A 15,930-nucleotide genomic window follows, 5' to 3' on the forward strand; every position below is an offset into this window, starting at 1 on the left:
CGTGCAGCTCGGGCTCATGAGCACCGGCATGGCCGGGTGCGGCGTCGCTCCCGCCTCCCGGTGGGCCTGGCCCGGCGCGGCGGCTGGGGCGCCACCACGCTGACGCTGCCCGCCGGATCCTGGCGCGACCTGCTCACCGGCTCCGTCCACACGGGCCGCGTCCCCCTCGCACACCTGCTCAACCGGCATCCCGTCGCACTTCTGGAGAGACATGATCTTTGAGGTCTGGGCACCGAAGGCCACGGCTGTCGAGGTCGACGTCCTCGGTGGCCGGCGTCCCATGGAGCAGCGGCAGGGCGGCTGGTGGAGGGCCGACGTGCCGGAAGCCGGACACGGGACGCGGTACGCGTACGTGGTGGACGGCGGTGGGCCGTACCCCGACCCGCGCTCCCGGCGGCAGCCCGAGGGCATCTTCGGCCCGAGCGCCGTCTACGACCACGGCCGCTTCACCTGGTCCGACGAGAAGTGGACCGGCCGCGACCTGCGCGGGTCTGTCGTCTACGAGCTGCACGTCGGCACGTTCACCCAGGAGGGGACGTTCGAGGCGGCCGTCGAGCGGCTCGGCCACCTGTCGGAGCTGTGCGTCGACTTCGTGGAGATCATGCCGGTCGCGCCGGTACCGGGCGGGCGCAACTGGGGGTACGACGGGGTCGACCTGTACGCGGTCAACGAGACGTACGGCGGGCCCGACGGGCTCAAGTCGTTCGTCGACGCCTGCCACCGGGAGGGCATCGGGGTCATCCTCGACGTGGTCTACAACCACCTGGGCCCGTCGGGGAACTTCCTGCACCCGTTCGGCCCGTACTTCGGGGGCTTCGCCGGGAGCTTCTGGGGCGAGGCGGTCAACCTCGACGGGCCCGGCTCCGACGAGGTGCGCCGCTACTTCATCGAGAACGCGTTGCAGTGGCTGGGCGACTACCACATCGACGGCCTGCGCCTCGACGCCGTCCACGCCCTGCACGACAAGCGGGCCACGCACCTGCTGGCCGAGCTGTCGGCCGAGGTGGACGCGCTGGCCTGCGCCGTCGGCCGGCCCCTGTCGCTCATCGCCGAGTCCGACCTCAACGACCCGCGCATGGTCCGCTCGCTCGACGCCGGCGGCCTCGGCATGACCGCGCAGTGGAACGACGACGTCCACCACGCACTCCACACGGCGGTCAGCGGCGAGACCCACGGCTACTACGAGGACTTCGCCGGCCTGGACGTCCTGGCCAAGGTGCTGACGCAGGGGGTCGTCCACGACGGCGGCTGGTCCTCGTTCCGGGGACGCGCGCACGGCAGCCCGTACACGGGGGTGCCCGGCCACCGGCTCGTGGCCTGCGTCCAGAACCACGACCAGGTCGGCAACCGCCCGGCGGGCGACCGGCTGCCCATGCCCGCGCTCAAGCTGGGGGCGGGCCTGCTGCTGACCTCGCCGTTCACGCCCATGCTGTTCATGGGAGAGGAGTGGGGGGCGCGCACACCGTTCCCGTTCTTCTCCGACCACGTGGAGCCGGAGCTGCGCGACACGGAGGGCGGCCGCAGGGAGAAGGAGTTCGACGGGTTCGGCTACTCATGGGAGGCGCCCGACCCGTCGGACGAGCAGACGTTCCTGCACGCCAAGCTCGACTGGGGGGAGCTGAAGGAGGAGGCGCACTGGTCGCTGCTGTGCTGGTACCGCGACCTGATCGCGCTGCGCAAGGCGCTGCCGGAGCTGTCGGACCCGCGCTTCGACCGGGTGCGGGTCTCGTACGACCGGGAGGACGGCGACTGGCTCGTCATGTGGCGGGGCGAGTCGGTGTGTGTCGCGGTCAATTTCGGCACGGAGACGGTGACGCTGCCGGTGCGGGCGAGCACGGTGCTGCTGGCGGCGGACGACAACGTGGCGGCCGGCCCGGACGGTCTGCGGCTGCCACCTCAGAGCCTCGCCATCTGCCGGGCCGTCCAGGGACCGGACATCTGACCAGGGCGTCATCCACAGACCTCGGGCAAGGAAGGACCCGCCGTCCACAGAACCACGCTCGGCCGGTATGCCCCTCCGGCCGCTTCGCCAAGCTGAGGGCCTCACCCATCCCGGAGGCCCTCATGAAGATCCCCCTGCCGCTGCCCGCGGCTGTGACGAGCCGGTTCGTGGTCGCCGTCGAGCGTCTGCCGTGCCCGGTCCCCGACCTGGTGCCGTGGCGGGTCGGCAAGCCGTACCGCAAGGCCGCCATGACCGCCCACGGCACGCCCGGCCTGGAGGTCACGCACCACCGGAGCCCGTGGAGAGGCGTCACCATGCCTCCAGGGAGCGGCGTCCGGCGGCCGAGGCCCAGCGAGACTCCCCCACCAACGGCATGGTCCCCGGCCTCGCCACACCCCGACGAGCGCCGGCTCCCCCACCACGACGGATGCCGAGCCCTGCACCACGACGAGCGCCGGCTCCTGCGCCGTGCCGGACAGCACCTCGTCGTCTCCTCGGCCGCGCCCCCGCACAGGCTCCCCGGCAGTGCCCAGGTCGCCCGCGCCACGGCCCGCGCCCTGGCCAGGCAGTGCGGCGGCCTGGTCATCGACCCGCTGACGGGCACGACGGTGCCGAGCTGCGAGCGGTGCCCCGACGAGCCCGTCGTCTTCCGGCCCGCCGACGACTGGCTGAGCTGGGACGTCCAGGTCCACGACGACGCCACCTGCCCGCCGTGGGACCCGGCCGACACGGCGGCGTGCGACTGCCTGCGGGTCACCTCTCGGGGACTGCGCCGCTTCGCGCTGCCGGAGATCACGATCGACGGCGCCGCCTGCGCGCACACGCTGTGCGCGACCAACCTTCTCCGCACGGTGGCGCACCATCTGCTGGCCGACCACCTGGCGTTCCTGGCCAGGCACCCGAGGGCCGACGTCCGCCTGATCGACGACCACGTGCACATCAGCACGCCGAACGACCCCACGGCGCCGGCCGAGCGGCCCGGGAGCGCCGACCCGGCGGCGACGCCGTCCCACCGCCGAGCCCAGCGAGCCGCAGGAGGCTCACCGGCCACCACCTCGCCGTCCTCCACCTCGTCAATCCTCGCCGGGCCGTCGTTCGACGTACGCCTTACGCCCTGCGAAACGGAACCCCCGGCCATGGGCAGACCGGGGAGCGTCCGCCGCCTCAAGGTCGCCCCGGTCTCGGGCACGGGGCAGGCGACCTGCCTCAAGGTCGGCCCGCCGTCGGGCTTCACCGGCTCACTGAACGACTGGCTCTGCGCCACGCGGCAAGCGAGCCCGCCCCGATACGCCGCCCCGCCGTACCCACTCGCGGCCTGAGCCGAAGCCTGGCGCCCACCAACCGGATCACCACCATGTGCCGGCCACCAACAGGATCACCACCATGTGGCGTCACTCCACCAGACGACGCCCACCCCTGCCCGACGCCCTGATCCAGGTCATCATCACGGCCGTCAGCGCTCACCGCACGGAGGTGTCCGGCCGCATCCCCACGACGCGTCAGCCCGTCAGCTGTCTCTCGCGATGGAGCGGGCGACCTCCAAGGACTCTTCCACGGCCCGGGGGATGTCCAGTACCGGGAAGATCGCGTGGCGCACCACCCGGTGGCGGTCCACGACGAGGATCACCCGCTTCAGCCGGAGGGCATGGCCGGCCCGGAACGTCGGCAGCCGGAGCGCCGCCGCGAACCGCAGGTCCATGTCCGAGAGCAGCGGGAACGGGATGTCCTCGGCGGCGGCGAAGGCGGCCTGCTCGTCGGGGCGCTGCGTGCTCACCCCATGAACGGCGACGCCATGCGCGGCGAACTCCTGCATGCGGTCCCTGAAGAGGCGGTTCTCCAGCGTGCAGCCGGCCGCGCCCGGCACCTGGTCCCAGCCGGGAGGCAGGGGAGCCGGCACACCGGTCGCCGGGTAGCCGAAGAGGACTGTGGCCGGGGCGTCCGCCACGACGTCGAGCTGCCGCGCCACCGGAGTCGGCGTGCCCTTCGGCGCCGGAGGCGGAGCCATGGTGGGCGGCAGAGGGAGGGATCGGCGAGGAGAAGGGCCGGGGGTGGGGGCGGACGGGCGAGGAGAGGGGCTGGGGGTGGGGGCGGACGGGCGAGGAGAGGGGCTGGGGGTGGGGGTGGACGCGCGAGGAGAGGGGCTGGGGGTGGGGGCGGACGGGCGAGGAGAAGGGGCGGCGGTGGGGAGGGTGGCGGCGAGCGACAGGGGCGACGGGAGGTGCGTGTTGAGGAGGGCGTGGACGCGGGACGCCTCCACGCCCGCGGGGCTCGCCACCCCCGTCAGCGACCCGTCCCCCAGCAGCCAGCGATCCGCCCAGTCCTGCATGGTGATCAGCGTCGGCGTGAGCGCCCAGCCCGCGTCCGTCAGCACGTACTCGTGCCGCACCGGCCCCGTCTGGTACGGCTCCCGCGTGAGGACGCCGTGGTCCACCAGGTGCCTGAGCCGTTCCGTCAGCACCTTGCGGGAGATGCCGAGCTCCCCGAGCAGCTCGTCGAAGCGGCGATGGCCCCGTGCCACCTCGCGGATGATGAGCAGGCTCCACCAGTCGCCGACGACCGCCGCCGCCTGGGCGATCGAGCAGTGGATGTCCTGCGCGCGCAGTTCCCTGGCCATCAGCCGACTTTACCCCCGACTGAGTCTCTGATAGAAACCAAGTCAGTTCCCAAAGGAGACTTACGACATGACCGTGGCATTCGCGACCTTGAGACGGTCGTGGCTGGTGACCAGGCGGGCCTACCCGTGGTCGTACTTCGTCGGCACCCTCTTGACGGGCGCCTTCACGATGGGCCTGGCCTACCTCGGTTTACGGGCCATCGGTGGCGACCAGGTGTCCGCGGAGTTCGCCGGCAAGGCGGGCACCGCCGACTACCTCGGCTACGTCGCCGTGGGCGCCGCGGCGTACATGTTCGTGGTGCACGGCATCCTGTGGACCGGCAAGGCGATGATCCAGGAGCAGCGCGAGGGCACCCTGGGCGCCCTGGTCGTGGCACCCGCGCGCCGCCTGCCGTACCTGCTCGGGTTCGCGATGTTCGCCTTCACGGCCGTCGCCGTCGAAGTGGCCGTCCTGCTGGGGTGCGCCGCCCTGCTCGGGGTACGGCCGGCCGCGACGGGCGTGCTGGACGCCGTGCTGGCCGTGGCGGGGCTCGCCCTGGCCGTGTTCGGGATGTCCGTGGTGCTGAGTGACGTGATGATCGTCGCCGGCGAGGCGCACATCACCCAGAACACCGTGTTCTACGCCATCGCCATCCTGTCGGGGTTCACGTTCCCCAGGAACTACCTGCCCGAGGCGTTCCAGTGGCTCGGCGAGCTGGTGCCGGTGACCCCGGCCATGGACGTGGTCCGCGGCGTCTTCACCGGCGGCGCCGGCCTGCCGCTCGACCGCCTCGGCGTGACCGTGCTCGTCAGCCTCGCCTACACCGCCGCCGGCCTGTTCGCGATGCCCTGGGCGGAGCGCAGAGCCATGGAACGGAGCTACTAGATGATCGAGACCAAGCACCTGCGCAAGGAGTTCGGCGGGAAGGTGGCCGTCGAGGACCTGAGCCTGACCATCCCCCGCGGACGCGTCACCGGGCTGCTCGGCCTGAACGGCGCGGGCAAGACCACCACCATCAAGATCCTGGCCACCCTCCTCCGGCCGACCTCCGGCACCGTCACCGTGGGCGGGCTCGACCCGGGGAACACCCCGCACGCCGTACGCCGGAGGATCAACCTGATCGCGGGCGGCGAGCGCATGGTCTACGCGCGCATGACCGGCCGCGAGAACCTGTGGTACTTCGGCCAGCTCTACGACGTCCCCGGCAAGCTGCTCAAGACCCGCATCGGCGAGTTGCTGGAGCTCGTCGGGCTGACCGCCGCCGCGGGCACCCGGGTCGAGCAGTACTCGCGCGGCATGACGCAGCGCCTGTCGATCGCCCGCGGTCTCATCAACGACCCCGACTACCTCCTCCTCGACGAGCCCACCCTCGGCCTGGACGCGCCCATCGCCCGCGATCTGCGCAAGGTGGTGGCCGAGCTGGCCGAGCGCGGCAAGGGGGTGCTGCTCACGAGCCACTACCTGGCCGAGGTGGAGCAGCTCTGCGAGCACGTGTACGTGATCGGCGACGGCCGTCACCTGGCCGAGGGAACGCCCGGCGAGCTGATGGCCCAGACCGGCTGCCACCGCCGGGTGCGGATCACGGTGTCCGAGCTGACGCCCGAGGTGGAGGCCGCCGCCCTGGCGTTCGACGACCGGGTGCGGATCGCCCCGCAGGCCGACGAGCACGGAACCGGCGCAGTGATCGAGCTGAGCCATCCGGGGGACGTCGCCGGGGCGCTGACCACGGCCGTCATCGCGGCGGGCGGCGCGCCGTCCGGGCTGGAGATCGCCGAGCCGTCGCTGGAGGACGCGATCCTCGCGCTGAGCGACCGTTCCGTGGCGGTGGTCGCGTGAGGCGGCCGTCGAGGCGACGCGGGCAGGTGGCCCGATGAACCGCCTGGCCGGGCGCGGGCCCGCCGGGGGCGCGGAGGGACGTACCGCTGGGGACGCCGCGCGGCACGCGGTGAAGGTCTTCCGGGCTGAGGCGCTCAAGCAGCACCGCCAGATCTTCGGCAGCAAGCTGGTCGTGTTCTCGATGCTGATCTGGCCGCTGCTGACCCTGGTCCAGACCTACTACACGCTGCACCCGCTGGCGGCGACGCCCGGCATCGCCGCCCGCTGGCCGCTGGCGGCCGACCCCGAGCGCCTGCTCGCCTTCCTCGCCACCGGGACGCTCGGGTTCACGTTCTTCTTCTCGCTCGTCCAGTCCGCCTGGCACTTCTCCATGGAACGCCAGAACGGCACGCTGGAGCTGCTGTTCCTGGCGCCCGCCAGCCGGCTGGCGGTGGTCGTCGCCAACGGGTTCGGCGCGCTGGTGCAGAACGCCTGGCTGTTCGCCTGCTTCTCGGTGGCCATGTTCACCCTGCTCGACGTCGTGAACGTGGCGCATCCGGGGATGTACGCGGTCGTCTTCCTGGCCATGCTGGTGCCCGCCGTCGCGTGGGGGGCGTTCCTCAACAGCCTGCTGATCTTCTCCAGGGACGCCGCGTTCCTCTACACGTTGCTGGACGACCCGATGTGGTTCGCGAGCGGGGTGCGGCTGCCGACGTTCGCGCTGCCGGGATGGCTGCGGGCGGCGGGTTCGGTGCTGCCGCTGACCGGGAGCCTCGTGGTGGTGCGCGGTGCGCTCCTCGACGGGCAGGGGATCGCCGACCTCGCCTGGCCCCTGGTGTGGCTCGCGGGGCTGTCCGGGGCGCTGCTGCTCGCCGCCGCCGGGGCGCTGAAGGCGGGCGAGGCGCGCGCGCAGCGCACCGGCCAGCTCCGCCTCTTCTGACCCCCATCGATCCGCGACGACCGATGTCCCCGCCCCCGGGACGTCCTCGCCTCCGGGACGTCCTCGTCTCCGGGACGTCCTCGTCTCCGGGACGTCCTCGTCTCCGGGACGTCCTCGTCTCCGGGACGTCCTCGTCTCCGGGACGTCCTCGCCTCGGGGACGTCCCGTTCCCCGTCCCGTCCCGTTCCCCGTCCCGTCCCGTTCCCCGGGACGTCACGTGACGTCCCATGACGTCCGAGCCGCTGAGCCCCCGAGGCGTCCCGAGCGGTGGGTCAGCGGCTGAGGATCCGGCGCAGGGCGCGCTCCAGCGCAGCCGCCGGCGCGGAGTCCCGCTCCGGGGAGCGCCAGGCCACGTACCCGTCGGGCCGCACGAGTACGGCGCCGCCCTCGCCCACGCCGTACCTCTTGCCGAAGACCCCCTCCACGTCCGTCAGCTCGTCGCCCACCACGATCCGCGTGAGCTGGATCCCGAGGAGTTCCTGCACCCGGCGGCCGGCGTCCGTCCAGGCCCGCCCCTTCGGCCCGGTCAGCAGCACGAACCCCGACGCGAACAGGTCGATCGTGGAGATCCGCTGCCCGTCCCAGTCGAGGACGACGTGCGGGGCTCTGCCGCCGGGCCGGCCGGTGGGCACGCGCGGGTCCTCCAGCAGCGAGCCGTCATCGCCGGGCTCCTCCACGACGGCCGTCGAGTGGTAGCGGTAGCCGATCAAGGCCGGGGCGAAGTCCTCCAGCGGCTCCGGGTAGTCGACGCGCTGGGCGGGCGGCATCCGCACCCCGAGGTTGGCGAGCTGCGCGTCGGCGGTCAGGGCGCCGATGGGGCGGCGCTCCGCGTCGTACGTGTCGAGGAAGCCGGGCCCGGCCTGTCCGGTGAGGACGAGCCAGAGCCGCCAGGCGATGTCGCAGCCGTCCTGCAGCGCGGTGCTGCCGCCCTGCCCGCCCGTGGGCGGCATGGTGTGGGCCGCGTCCCCGGCCAGGAACACCCGCCCCTGGCGGTACCGCTCGGCCAGGATGTGCGCCAGGGTGAAGGAGGTCGTGTCCAGGATCCGCACGTCGAGGTCGGGCACGCCGGTGGCGACGCGCACCAGATCCACGCACCGCTCGGGGGTGAAGTCGGCCGGGCTCTCGCCCTTGCCGGGGTCGTAGTTGACGCCCACCACGTGCCCGCCGACGCCGGTGCCGGTGACGATCACGCCGGTGAACACGTCGTTCTGCAGGTACCACAGCGTGACTTCGCGCTCGCGTACGAGCCCGCTCAGGTCCGCGTCGAACATGATCGAGAACATGTGCCCGAGCGTGCCCTTGCCCGTGGTGGGGATGCCGAGTGCCTCGCGCAGCGGGCTGCGGTAGCCGTCGGCGGCCACGACGTAGTCGGCCCGGACCGTGCTGTCGGCGCCGTTCGACCGGATGACCGCCGTCACGCCCTCGTCGTCCTGGTCGAGCGTGACCAGCTCGGTGGAGAAGCGCAGGTCGGCGCCGAGTTCCTCGGCCTTGGCGCGCAGCACCCGCTCGATCTCGGCCTGCGGGGCGCCCACCTGGGTGACGGGAGTGATCTCGGACAGGAAGCCCAGCCCCTCCTCCTCGGTCGACATGATCATGTGGGGGTTCGGGGCGCTGAGGCTGGGGGCGATGGCGATGCGCATGTCGTCGCCGATGCCCTCCCAGATCTGGCTGAGGGCCTGCTCGAGGCCGGGCACGGGGCGCAGCAGCTCGACGGCTCGCGGGCCGACGCCGAACGCCTTGGGCTGGATCGAGGTGCCGGGGTGCCGCTCGACGAGCATGACGGGGATCTGCCGCCACGCGAGCAGCAGGGCCGCGCTCAGCCCGGCGTAGCCACCGCCGACGACCAGGACGGGCACTCGTTCGTGCTTCATGTCCACCTCTCAGGGGGCGCGAATGTCGAGGGACGCGTAATATCGCGTTCGCGTCGCCAAGAGACACGATATGTCGCGTCATTGAACGGGTCAAGACATATCGCGTTTGCGTCGAAGGGCCCCCCGCGGAGAGCGTTCGGGAGTGCTGGAGGGCGAAGTGGCCGGGGAAGGAAGTGGCTGGCGAAAGAAGGGGCCAGGGGAGGGACCAGGGAAGAAGCGCCTAGGGGGGAGGTGCCTAGGGGGGAGGTGCCTAGGGGGGAGGTGCCTAGGGGGGAGGTGCCTAGGGAAGGTGGCGTTCCAGGGATTCGAGCTTGCTCGTCATCCCGTCCGTGACGCCTTCGCGCAGGTCGGCCTTGAGGACGAGGCTGACCCGGGGCGCGACCTCGGCCACCGCGTCCACGGCGCGCTTGACGACGGCCATCACCTCGTCCCACTCGCCCTCGATCGTGGTGAACATGGCGTCCGTGCGGTTCGGCAGCCCGCTCTCCCTGACCACCCGGACGGCGCGCGCCACCGGCTCGGCGACCCCCTCGCCGACGCCCAGCGGGGTGATGGAGAATGCGACGATCACAGCGTGTCCCCTCGTGCGGGCGGGCACGGCGACACCGTGCCCGTGACTCTTCGGCGGCCTGACGGCCGGTCACGGCACCGCTCAGCGCCGTGACCGGCCTGCAACGTCAGGCGTGCGCATGCTCCTCGTCGTCATCGTCGTCCTCGGGCGCTTCGGACGGTTCGACACCCAGCATGGCCTCGCGGGGCTCGATCTCGTCGATGTGGTCCACGAGCTGGAGCACGTGGTCGGGCTCGATGAGCCACTGCAAGGCGGAGGCGCCGGTCTCGTCGGAGGAGACCAGCTCGGCCTGCTCGGCCCGCTCCTCGTCGGACAGGTCGGCTTCCGGATGCCGGATCTCGGCGAGCGCGGCGGCCTGCAGCGCGTTGACGTCAAGCACCTCGACGGTCAGCTCGACCGTCAGGCGCAGGAATTTCTCGTTATCGCTCATGGCGACGATGCTAGGGCAGCTTCCACTCGACCGGGGTCGCGCCTTGCTGGATGAGCAGCTCGTTGGCCCGGCTGAACGGCCGCGACCCGAAGAAACCGTTGCGTGCCGACAGCGGCGACGGGTGGGCCGACTCGATGCGCGGCACCTGGCCCAGCATGGGCGCGAGGTTACGAGCGTCGCGGCCCCACAGGATCGCGACCATCGGCTTGTCGCGGGCCACGAGGGCGCGGATGGCCTGCTCGGTGACCTCCTCCCAGCCCTTGCCGCGGTGGGAGGCGGGCTTGCCGGGCATCACGGTGAGCACCCTGTTGAGCAGCAGCACGCCCTGCTCGGCCCACGGGGTCAGGTCGCCGTTGGAGGCACGCGGGAGCCCCAGGTCGGACTCCATCTCCTTGTAGATGTTGACCAGGCTGCCCGGCAGGGGCCGCACGTCGGGGGCGACGGAGAAGGACAGCCCGACGGGGTGCCCGGGCGTGGGGTAGGGGTCCTGCCCGACGATCAGCACCTTGACCTCGTCGAAGGGCTGGCTGAAGGCGCGCAGCACGTTGTTCCCGGAGGGGAGGTACTGCCGGCCTTCGTTGATCTCGTTGCGCAGGAACTCGCCCATGTGGGCGATCCGATCGGCGACGGGCTCCAGCGCGTGGGCCCATCCTGCTTCGACGACTTCGTTCAGGGGACGACCTGCCATGGCCGATCAGCCTATCCAGGTCTGGTACGGCCCGCGTCCGAATCGGGCGGTCCGGCCGTACCGGAATGATCACAGAGCGCCCCCGTACAGCGAGGCGGGCGCCCGCAGCCCCTGTGAGATGCGAGCGCCCGCCTGCGGGGGACCGGCTACTTGACGGAGCCGGCCATCATGCCCTGGACGAAGTACCGCTGGAAGGCGAAGAACAGGACCAGCGGGATGATCAGCGACAGGAACGCCCCCGAGGACAGGATGTCCACGTTGGACCCGAACTGCCGCATCTGTGACTGGAGGGCCTTGGTCATCGGCTGGCTGTCGGTGTTGGCGAAGACCAGCGCGATGAGCATGTCGTTCCACACCCACAGGAACTGGAAGATGCCCAGCGAGGCGATGGCCGGCTTGCCCAGCGGGAACACCACCGAGGCGAAGATCTTCCACTCCGGCGCGCCGTCCATCCGCGCCGCCTCCAGCAGCGAGGCCGGGATGCCGACGAAGAAGTTGCGGAGCAGGAAGATCGCGAACGGCAGGCCGAACGCCGTGTGGAACAGCACCACGCCGGGGATCGAGCCGAAGATCCCCATACCGCCGTACATGGCGGCGACCGGGATCAGCGCGATCTGGATCGGCACGATGAGCAGTCCCACCACGACGAGGAACAGCGTGTCGCGGCCCTTGAACTCCATCCACGCGAACGCGTAGGCGGCCATGGCCGCGATGCCGATCACCAGGATCGTGGTCGGCACCGTGATCGCCACGGTGTTCCAGAACGACGCGGTGAAGCCGGTGGCCAGCAGGTCGCGGTAGTTCTCGATGGTGAGCTGGGCCGGCTTGGTGAAGACCGTCCACCAGCCCTCGGCGTTGTTGACGTCCACCGTGCGCAGCGAGACGACGAACAGGCCGAGCGTGGGCACCAGCCAGAACAGGCCGAGCAGCACCATGACGACCTGGACCACGCCGCTGCCGACGCGGTCCACGATCTTGCCGGCCAGGCTCCTGCGGGGGGCTCCGGTCTGCAGGCCGGCGGGAGCGGCCGTGGCTGTCGCGGTCGTCATGCGTTCTCCCTCCTGAACCTGCGGATGTTCATGATCATGAAAGGCAGGACCAGAATGAGCAGGAAGATCGCCAGCGCGCTGCCGAGCCCCTGGTTGTTGCCGCCGCCGAAGGCCACCCGCCACATCTCCAGCGCGATCACGTTCGCCTGCGGCTGGACCGAGGACGGCGCGATGATGAAGACGAGGTCGAAGACCTTCAGGGTATTGATGATCATGGTGACGAAGACGACCAGCAGCACCGGCGACAGCAGGGGCACCGTGATCCGGCGGAACACCTGCCACTCCGTCGCGCCGTCGATGCGGGCCGCCTCCAGCGCGTCACGCGGGATGGCCGCCAGGCCCGCCGCGATGAGCACCATCGCGAAGCCGGCCCACACCCAGACGAACGCGCCGATGATCGCCGGTGTGATGAGCGTCGGCCCGAGCCAGGTCAGGCCGTTGTAGGCGGCCTCGAAGTTCGACTGCGGCAGCCGCACCACGTACGAGCCGACGGGCAGCCCGTCGAAGCGGAACGAGCCGTCGTCGGCCGTCGTCGCGGTGCCGGCGACCTGGCCGTCCTTGACCGCCTCCACCGTCATGCCGGGCAGGCCCTTCTCGCCCGAGTCGACCTGGTTCGGCGCGCCACCGCCGCCGGGGGTGAAGTCGAACCACACCGTGCCGGTCAGGCCGCCGCCGCCCGCGGGCGCCTTGGCGGGCTGGGCGTTCCCCGGCATGACCGCGGGCTTGACGCCCACGATCGGGATCAGCACCGGCTGTCCCGCCTGCACGGCCTGCTTGGTGACGACCGCGCCGTTCTGCGCGGCCACCCCCGACTGGCCGCCCTCGCGGGGACGCGCCTCCGGGTAGCCCTGCGAGGAGGAGAACGTGTCGTGCACGGTCGTGAGGATGGCGTTGGCCACGCCCTTGTCCGGGTCCTCGTCGTACACCAGACGGAAGATCACGCCGGCGGCCATGAGGGAGACCGCCATCGGCATGAACACGATGAGCTTGAACGCCGTCGACCACCGGATCCGCTCGGTGAGCACCGCGAAGATCAGCCCGAGCGTGGTGACCACGATCGGCGCCACGACGACCCAGATCAGGTTGTTCCTGATCGTCGTCAGCATGCTGCCGTCGGTGAAGATCGTGGTGTAGTTCCCCAGCCCCACGAACCCCGTGCCCGAGGCGTCGAAAAGGCTGCGGAACAGGGAGTAGACGATGGGGTAGACCACCCAGACGCCCAGCAGCAGGGCCGCCGGGAGGAGGAAGGCGATGGCGACCGCCGGCGAGGGGCCGAGGCGTCGGGTGCGGGGGGTATCAGCCGGTCCGGGTGCGCTGCCGCGCGAGGTCTCCTCCTCGCGCGGCACCACCGGGCCGTCCAACCGTTCGGTCACGGCCTTACCTCTTTACTTCCAGGCCTTCTTGGCCTCGGCCTCCAGCGCGGCCTGCGCGCCCTTGACGTCCGTGGGCTTGCGCAGGAAGTCCTGCAGGATCTTCCACTCGCCCTTGCCGTCGGTGCCGCCGAAGGCGCTCGGCGCCAGGTCCGACATGTCGTAGCGGACGGACTCGCCGGCCGAGACGATCGTCTGGCCGAGCTGCTTGGTCAGCGGGTCGGGGTAGTTGTCGGGGGAGACGTTCTTGTTGGGCGACAGGTAGCCGGGCAGCTTGGCCCAGATCTCGCCGCCCTCCTTGGAGGCGAGGAACTCCAGCAGCGCCATGGCGCCGGGGGAGTCCTTCATCGCGACCGCGACGTCGCCGCCGAGGACGACGGGGGCGGTGTCGCCGGCCTTCGGGAACGGGATGGCCTTGGCGTCCTCGCCGACCTTGGCCTTGGCCTGGGCGATCGGGGTGGCCACGAAGTCGGCCTCGATCACCATGGCGCCCTTCTTGTTGCCGAAGACCTTGCTGACGCAGGTCGGGAAGTCGGTCTGCATGGTGCCGGACGTGCCGTCGACCATGAACTCCTGCTTGCCGGCGATCTGCGCGATCTTCTCCAGCGCGGTGCCCACGCTGGGGTCGGTCCACGGGATCTCGTGCTTGGAGAGCTGGTCGTACTTCTCGGGGCCGGCCGTCGAGAGGTAGACGTTCTCGAACAGGTCGGTCAGGGTCCAGGCGGACGCGCCGCAGAGGGAGAACGGCGCGGTGCCGGAGTCGGCGATGGTCTGCGCGGCCTTCATCAGGTCGTCCCAGGTGGCCGGCTCCTGGACGCCGGCGTCCTGGAACGCCTGCGTGCGGTACCAGACCAGCGACTTGTGCGCCGCCTTGATCAGCACGCCGTACACCTTGCCGTCGGCGGAGCCGAGGTCCTTCCAGTACGGGGTGTAGTTGGTGTCGATCTCCTTGGTCACCGCGTCGGTCAGCGGCTTGAGCGCGCCCTGCTTGGCGTACTGCTGCACGAGGCCGGGCTGCGGCAGGATGGCCACGTCGGGCGGGCTGCCGCCCTGGATGCGCGGGCCGAGGTAGGCGCCGGTGTCCTCGCCGGTGGAGGCGTAGGTGACCTGCGCGCCGGTCTTCTCGGTGAAGGCCTTGAGCACCTGCTCGAAGTTCTTCTGCTCGTCACCGGTCCACTTGGCGGCCACTTCCAGCTTGACCCCTTCGAGGGTCTTCCCGCCGCCGCCCGCGCTCGCCGAACTCGCGGGACTCGACGCCCCGGGCTCCGTCGTCGTCGGCGCGTTGCCGCAGGCGGCGACGGCTACCGCGAGCCCGGCCAGGATGACTGCTGCTCTGGCTTTTGCCATGACTTCCTCACTGGGTTCTGATGATCTCTTCGAGTTCGGATCTCATCGAGGCCGCGACGTCGTCGGCGGACTCGGTGAAGGGAGGGCTGATGGCCTTGGCGACCGAACTGGCGATCACCAGGCTCAGCTGGTTGTAGGTGGGACTCGCCGGCCGGAGCTTGGCGGCGAGGATGCTCTCCTTGAGCACGGGAAGGTACGGGAAGCGCCTGATCAGTTCGGGGTCGTCGTACAGCTCGGTCCACACCGGCGGGAAGGATCCCTCGGTGAGGACCCGGCGCTCGTTGTCCAGGCCCGTGAAGTAGCGGATGAACTCCTGTGCGGTCTGCTGGTGCTTGGAGGAGGCGCTGACGGCCAGGTTGGCGCCGCCGAGCGTGCTGGAGCCGGGCCCGTCCGGCCCGGGCAGCCGCGTGACGCCGACCTTGCCGCCGAGCCGCCCGATGGCCGGCCCGTACGCGTGCGGCCAGTTGCGGGCGAAGGCGAGCCTGCCCTCCTGGAAGGCCAGGCGCGTCTCCTCCTCCTTGTAGGTGAGGGACTCCTTGGGGATCCAGCCCTCGCGCAGCCCCCGTTGGAAGAACTCCAGCGCGGTCTTCGCCTTGGCCGGGTCGAGCGTCACCTTCGTGCCGTCGGGGCTGACGACCTGCCCGCCCGCCGACTGCACGGCCTCGGAGAAGTTGACGGTCAGCCCCTCGTACGCGAGGAACTGTCCGGCATAACCCTCGATGTCATGCTTTTTCATGACTGATTGCGCCTGCTCGCGAAGCTCCGCCCACGTTCTGGGCGGCTTCTTCACGAGATCGGTGCGGTAGTAGAGAAGTCCGGCGTTGGTCGTGTACGGCACGGCCCACAGCTTGTCCTTGTAGACCGCGGTCTCCACGGCCGTCGGCAGGAACCTGTCGAGCGGGAAGAGCCCGCGCTCCAGGGGGATGATCCAGCCGTTGTCCGCGAACTCCGCGGTCCACACCACGTCAAGTCCGAGCACGTCGTACCGGCTGCTGCGGGCCTGGAGGTTGGCCACCATCTGAGCGCGCTGCTCGTCGGCGGCCTCGGGCAGTTCGAGGAGCGTCACCTTCTCGGCCGGGTGGGCCTGGTTCCAGCGGTCCAGCAGGGGTTGCAGATACGCCGTGGTGTCGCGTCCGGTGGCGAACGTGATGGGACCTGTGCCGCCGGTCCCGGTGTCGCCACCGCCCTCGTCGCCCGTCCCCGCGCATCCGGCCGCCAGGAGGACGGCCAAGACGATCGGAACGGAGCGAAGCACCCTGTTACCTCCACGTTTCTCGGGATTACATACGTGTTAGGTAGATGCATTCATGTTA

The 15,930-nt window shown here is 71.0% G+C and carries 15 protein-coding genes; 6 read left to right on the top strand and 9 right to left on the bottom strand.

Annotation, left to right across the window (positions count from 1 at the left end; translation table 11 throughout):
- The 3 genes from AB0H81_RS22280 to AB0H81_RS22290 form a co-directional block, all read left to right on the top strand.
- The coding region (locus tag AB0H81_RS22280) for a hypothetical protein (RefSeq protein WP_358377566.1) at positions 1-222 on the top strand (222 nt) is incomplete at its 5' end.
- The gene (treZ, locus tag AB0H81_RS22285; RefSeq protein ID WP_358377569.1) at positions 212-1,942 is read left to right on the top strand and encodes a malto-oligosyltrehalose trehalohydrolase; all 1,731 of its coding nucleotides are present in this window, start codon (positions 212-214) and stop codon (positions 1,940-1,942) included. The genes AB0H81_RS22280 and treZ, both read left to right, overlap by 11 nt.
- A gap of 122 nt (positions 1,943-2,064) precedes the next feature.
- Positions 2,065-3,261: a hypothetical protein gene (locus AB0H81_RS22290; RefSeq protein ID WP_358377572.1), complete on the top strand. Its 1,197-nt coding sequence runs from the start codon at positions 2,065-2,067 to the stop codon at positions 3,259-3,261.
- A gap of 188 nt (positions 3,262-3,449) precedes the next feature.
- On the opposite strand, the gene AB0H81_RS22295 is transcribed toward AB0H81_RS22290, so the two are convergent.
- Positions 3,450-4,556 carry a winged helix-turn-helix transcriptional regulator gene (locus tag AB0H81_RS22295; protein WP_358377575.1) on the bottom strand — a complete coding sequence of 369 codons (1,107 nt, stop codon included), beginning with the start codon at positions 4,554-4,556 and terminating at the stop codon, positions 3,450-3,452.
- Between the two features lie 67 nt (positions 4,557-4,623).
- Between AB0H81_RS22295 and AB0H81_RS22300 the strand changes: the two genes are divergently transcribed.
- From AB0H81_RS22300 to AB0H81_RS22310, 3 genes are read left to right on the top strand one after another with little or no spacing between them, the layout of a single operon-like run.
- A complete protein-coding gene (locus tag AB0H81_RS22300; protein WP_358377578.1) occupies positions 4,624-5,421 on the top strand; it encodes an ABC transporter permease in 798 nt (265 codons plus the stop codon).
- Positions 5,422-6,372 (top strand): ABC transporter ATP-binding protein, encoded by a 951-nt coding sequence (locus tag AB0H81_RS22305; RefSeq protein ID WP_358377580.1) that lies wholly within the window; start codon positions 5,422-5,424, stop codon positions 6,370-6,372. It begins immediately after the preceding gene.
- Between the two features lie 34 nt (positions 6,373-6,406).
- The gene (locus AB0H81_RS22310) at positions 6,407-7,291 is read left to right on the top strand and encodes an ABC transporter permease (protein ID WP_358377583.1); all 885 of its coding nucleotides are present in this window, start codon (positions 6,407-6,409) and stop codon (positions 7,289-7,291) included.
- A gap of 272 nt (positions 7,292-7,563) precedes the next feature.
- Here the strand turns inward: AB0H81_RS22310 and AB0H81_RS22315 are convergent, their stop codons facing one another.
- From AB0H81_RS22315 to AB0H81_RS22350, 8 genes are all read right to left on the bottom strand, one after another.
- On the bottom strand, positions 7,564-9,162 hold the full coding sequence (locus AB0H81_RS22315) for an FAD-dependent monooxygenase (RefSeq protein ID WP_358377585.1): 1,599 nt from the start codon (positions 9,160-9,162) through the stop codon (positions 7,564-7,566).
- 280 nt (positions 9,163-9,442) lie between these two features.
- Positions 9,443-9,733, bottom strand: coding sequence for an MTH1187 family thiamine-binding protein (locus tag AB0H81_RS22320; protein ID WP_358377588.1), 291 nt, complete (start codon positions 9,731-9,733; stop codon positions 9,443-9,445).
- A gap of 106 nt (positions 9,734-9,839) precedes the next feature.
- Positions 9,840-10,163 (bottom strand): hypothetical protein, encoded by a 324-nt coding sequence (locus tag AB0H81_RS22325; protein ID WP_358377590.1) that lies wholly within the window; start codon positions 10,161-10,163, stop codon positions 9,840-9,842.
- A gap of 10 nt (positions 10,164-10,173) precedes the next feature.
- Positions 10,174-10,851: a uracil-DNA glycosylase gene (locus tag AB0H81_RS22330; RefSeq protein WP_358377593.1), complete on the bottom strand. Its 678-nt coding sequence runs from the start codon at positions 10,849-10,851 to the stop codon at positions 10,174-10,176.
- Positions 10,852-10,997: 146 nt separating this feature from the next.
- The gene (locus AB0H81_RS22335; RefSeq protein WP_358377595.1) at positions 10,998-11,900 is read right to left on the bottom strand and encodes a carbohydrate ABC transporter permease; all 903 of its coding nucleotides are present in this window, start codon (positions 11,898-11,900) and stop codon (positions 10,998-11,000) included.
- Positions 11,897-13,273 carry an ABC transporter permease subunit gene (locus AB0H81_RS22340; RefSeq protein ID WP_358377598.1) on the bottom strand — a complete coding sequence of 459 codons (1,377 nt, stop codon included), beginning with the start codon at positions 13,271-13,273 and terminating at the stop codon, positions 11,897-11,899. Before AB0H81_RS22340 ends, AB0H81_RS22335 begins: the two co-directional genes overlap by 4 nt.
- A gap of 12 nt (positions 13,274-13,285) precedes the next feature.
- Complete coding sequence (locus AB0H81_RS22345) at positions 13,286-14,617, bottom strand: ABC transporter substrate-binding protein (protein ID WP_358377601.1); 1,332 nt, start codon at positions 14,615-14,617, stop codon at positions 13,286-13,288.
- Between the two features lie 7 nt (positions 14,618-14,624).
- Positions 14,625-15,872 carry an ABC transporter substrate-binding protein gene (locus AB0H81_RS22350; RefSeq protein WP_358377603.1) on the bottom strand — a complete coding sequence of 416 codons (1,248 nt, stop codon included), beginning with the start codon at positions 15,870-15,872 and terminating at the stop codon, positions 14,625-14,627.
- Between the last annotated feature and the right edge of the window lie 58 nt (positions 15,873-15,930).

Source organism: Nonomuraea sp. NPDC050691, from assembly GCF_040654455.1.
GTDB lineage: Bacteria > Actinomycetota > Actinomycetes > Streptosporangiales > Streptosporangiaceae > Nonomuraea.

Coding starts and splice junctions, on each gene's coding strand:
- treZ (WP_358377569.1), top strand. CDS start 212: ATGATCTTTGAGGTCTGGGCACCGAAGGCCACGGCTGTCGAGGTCGAC.
- AB0H81_RS22290 (WP_358377572.1), top strand. CDS start 2,065: ATGAAGATCCCCCTGCCGCTGCCCGCGGCTGTGACGAGCCGGTTCGTG.
- AB0H81_RS22295 (WP_358377575.1), bottom strand. CDS start 4,556: ATGGCCAGGGAACTGCGCGCGCAGGACATCCACTGCTCGATCGCCCAG.
- AB0H81_RS22300 (WP_358377578.1), top strand. CDS start 4,624: ATGACCGTGGCATTCGCGACCTTGAGACGGTCGTGGCTGGTGACCAGG.
- AB0H81_RS22305 (WP_358377580.1), top strand. CDS start 5,422: ATGATCGAGACCAAGCACCTGCGCAAGGAGTTCGGCGGGAAGGTGGCC.
- AB0H81_RS22310 (WP_358377583.1), top strand. CDS start 6,407: ATGAACCGCCTGGCCGGGCGCGGGCCCGCCGGGGGCGCGGAGGGACGT.
- AB0H81_RS22315 (WP_358377585.1), bottom strand. CDS start 9,162: ATGAAGCACGAACGAGTGCCCGTCCTGGTCGTCGGCGGTGGCTACGCC.
- AB0H81_RS22325 (WP_358377590.1), bottom strand. CDS start 10,163: ATGAGCGATAACGAGAAATTCCTGCGCCTGACGGTCGAGCTGACCGTC.
- AB0H81_RS22330 (WP_358377593.1), bottom strand. CDS start 10,851: ATGGCAGGTCGTCCCCTGAACGAAGTCGTCGAAGCAGGATGGGCCCAC.
- AB0H81_RS22335 (WP_358377595.1), bottom strand. CDS start 11,900: ATGACGACCGCGACAGCCACGGCCGCTCCCGCCGGCCTGCAGACCGGA.
- AB0H81_RS22345 (WP_358377601.1), bottom strand. CDS start 14,617: ATGGCAAAAGCCAGAGCAGCAGTCATCCTGGCCGGGCTCGCGGTAGCC.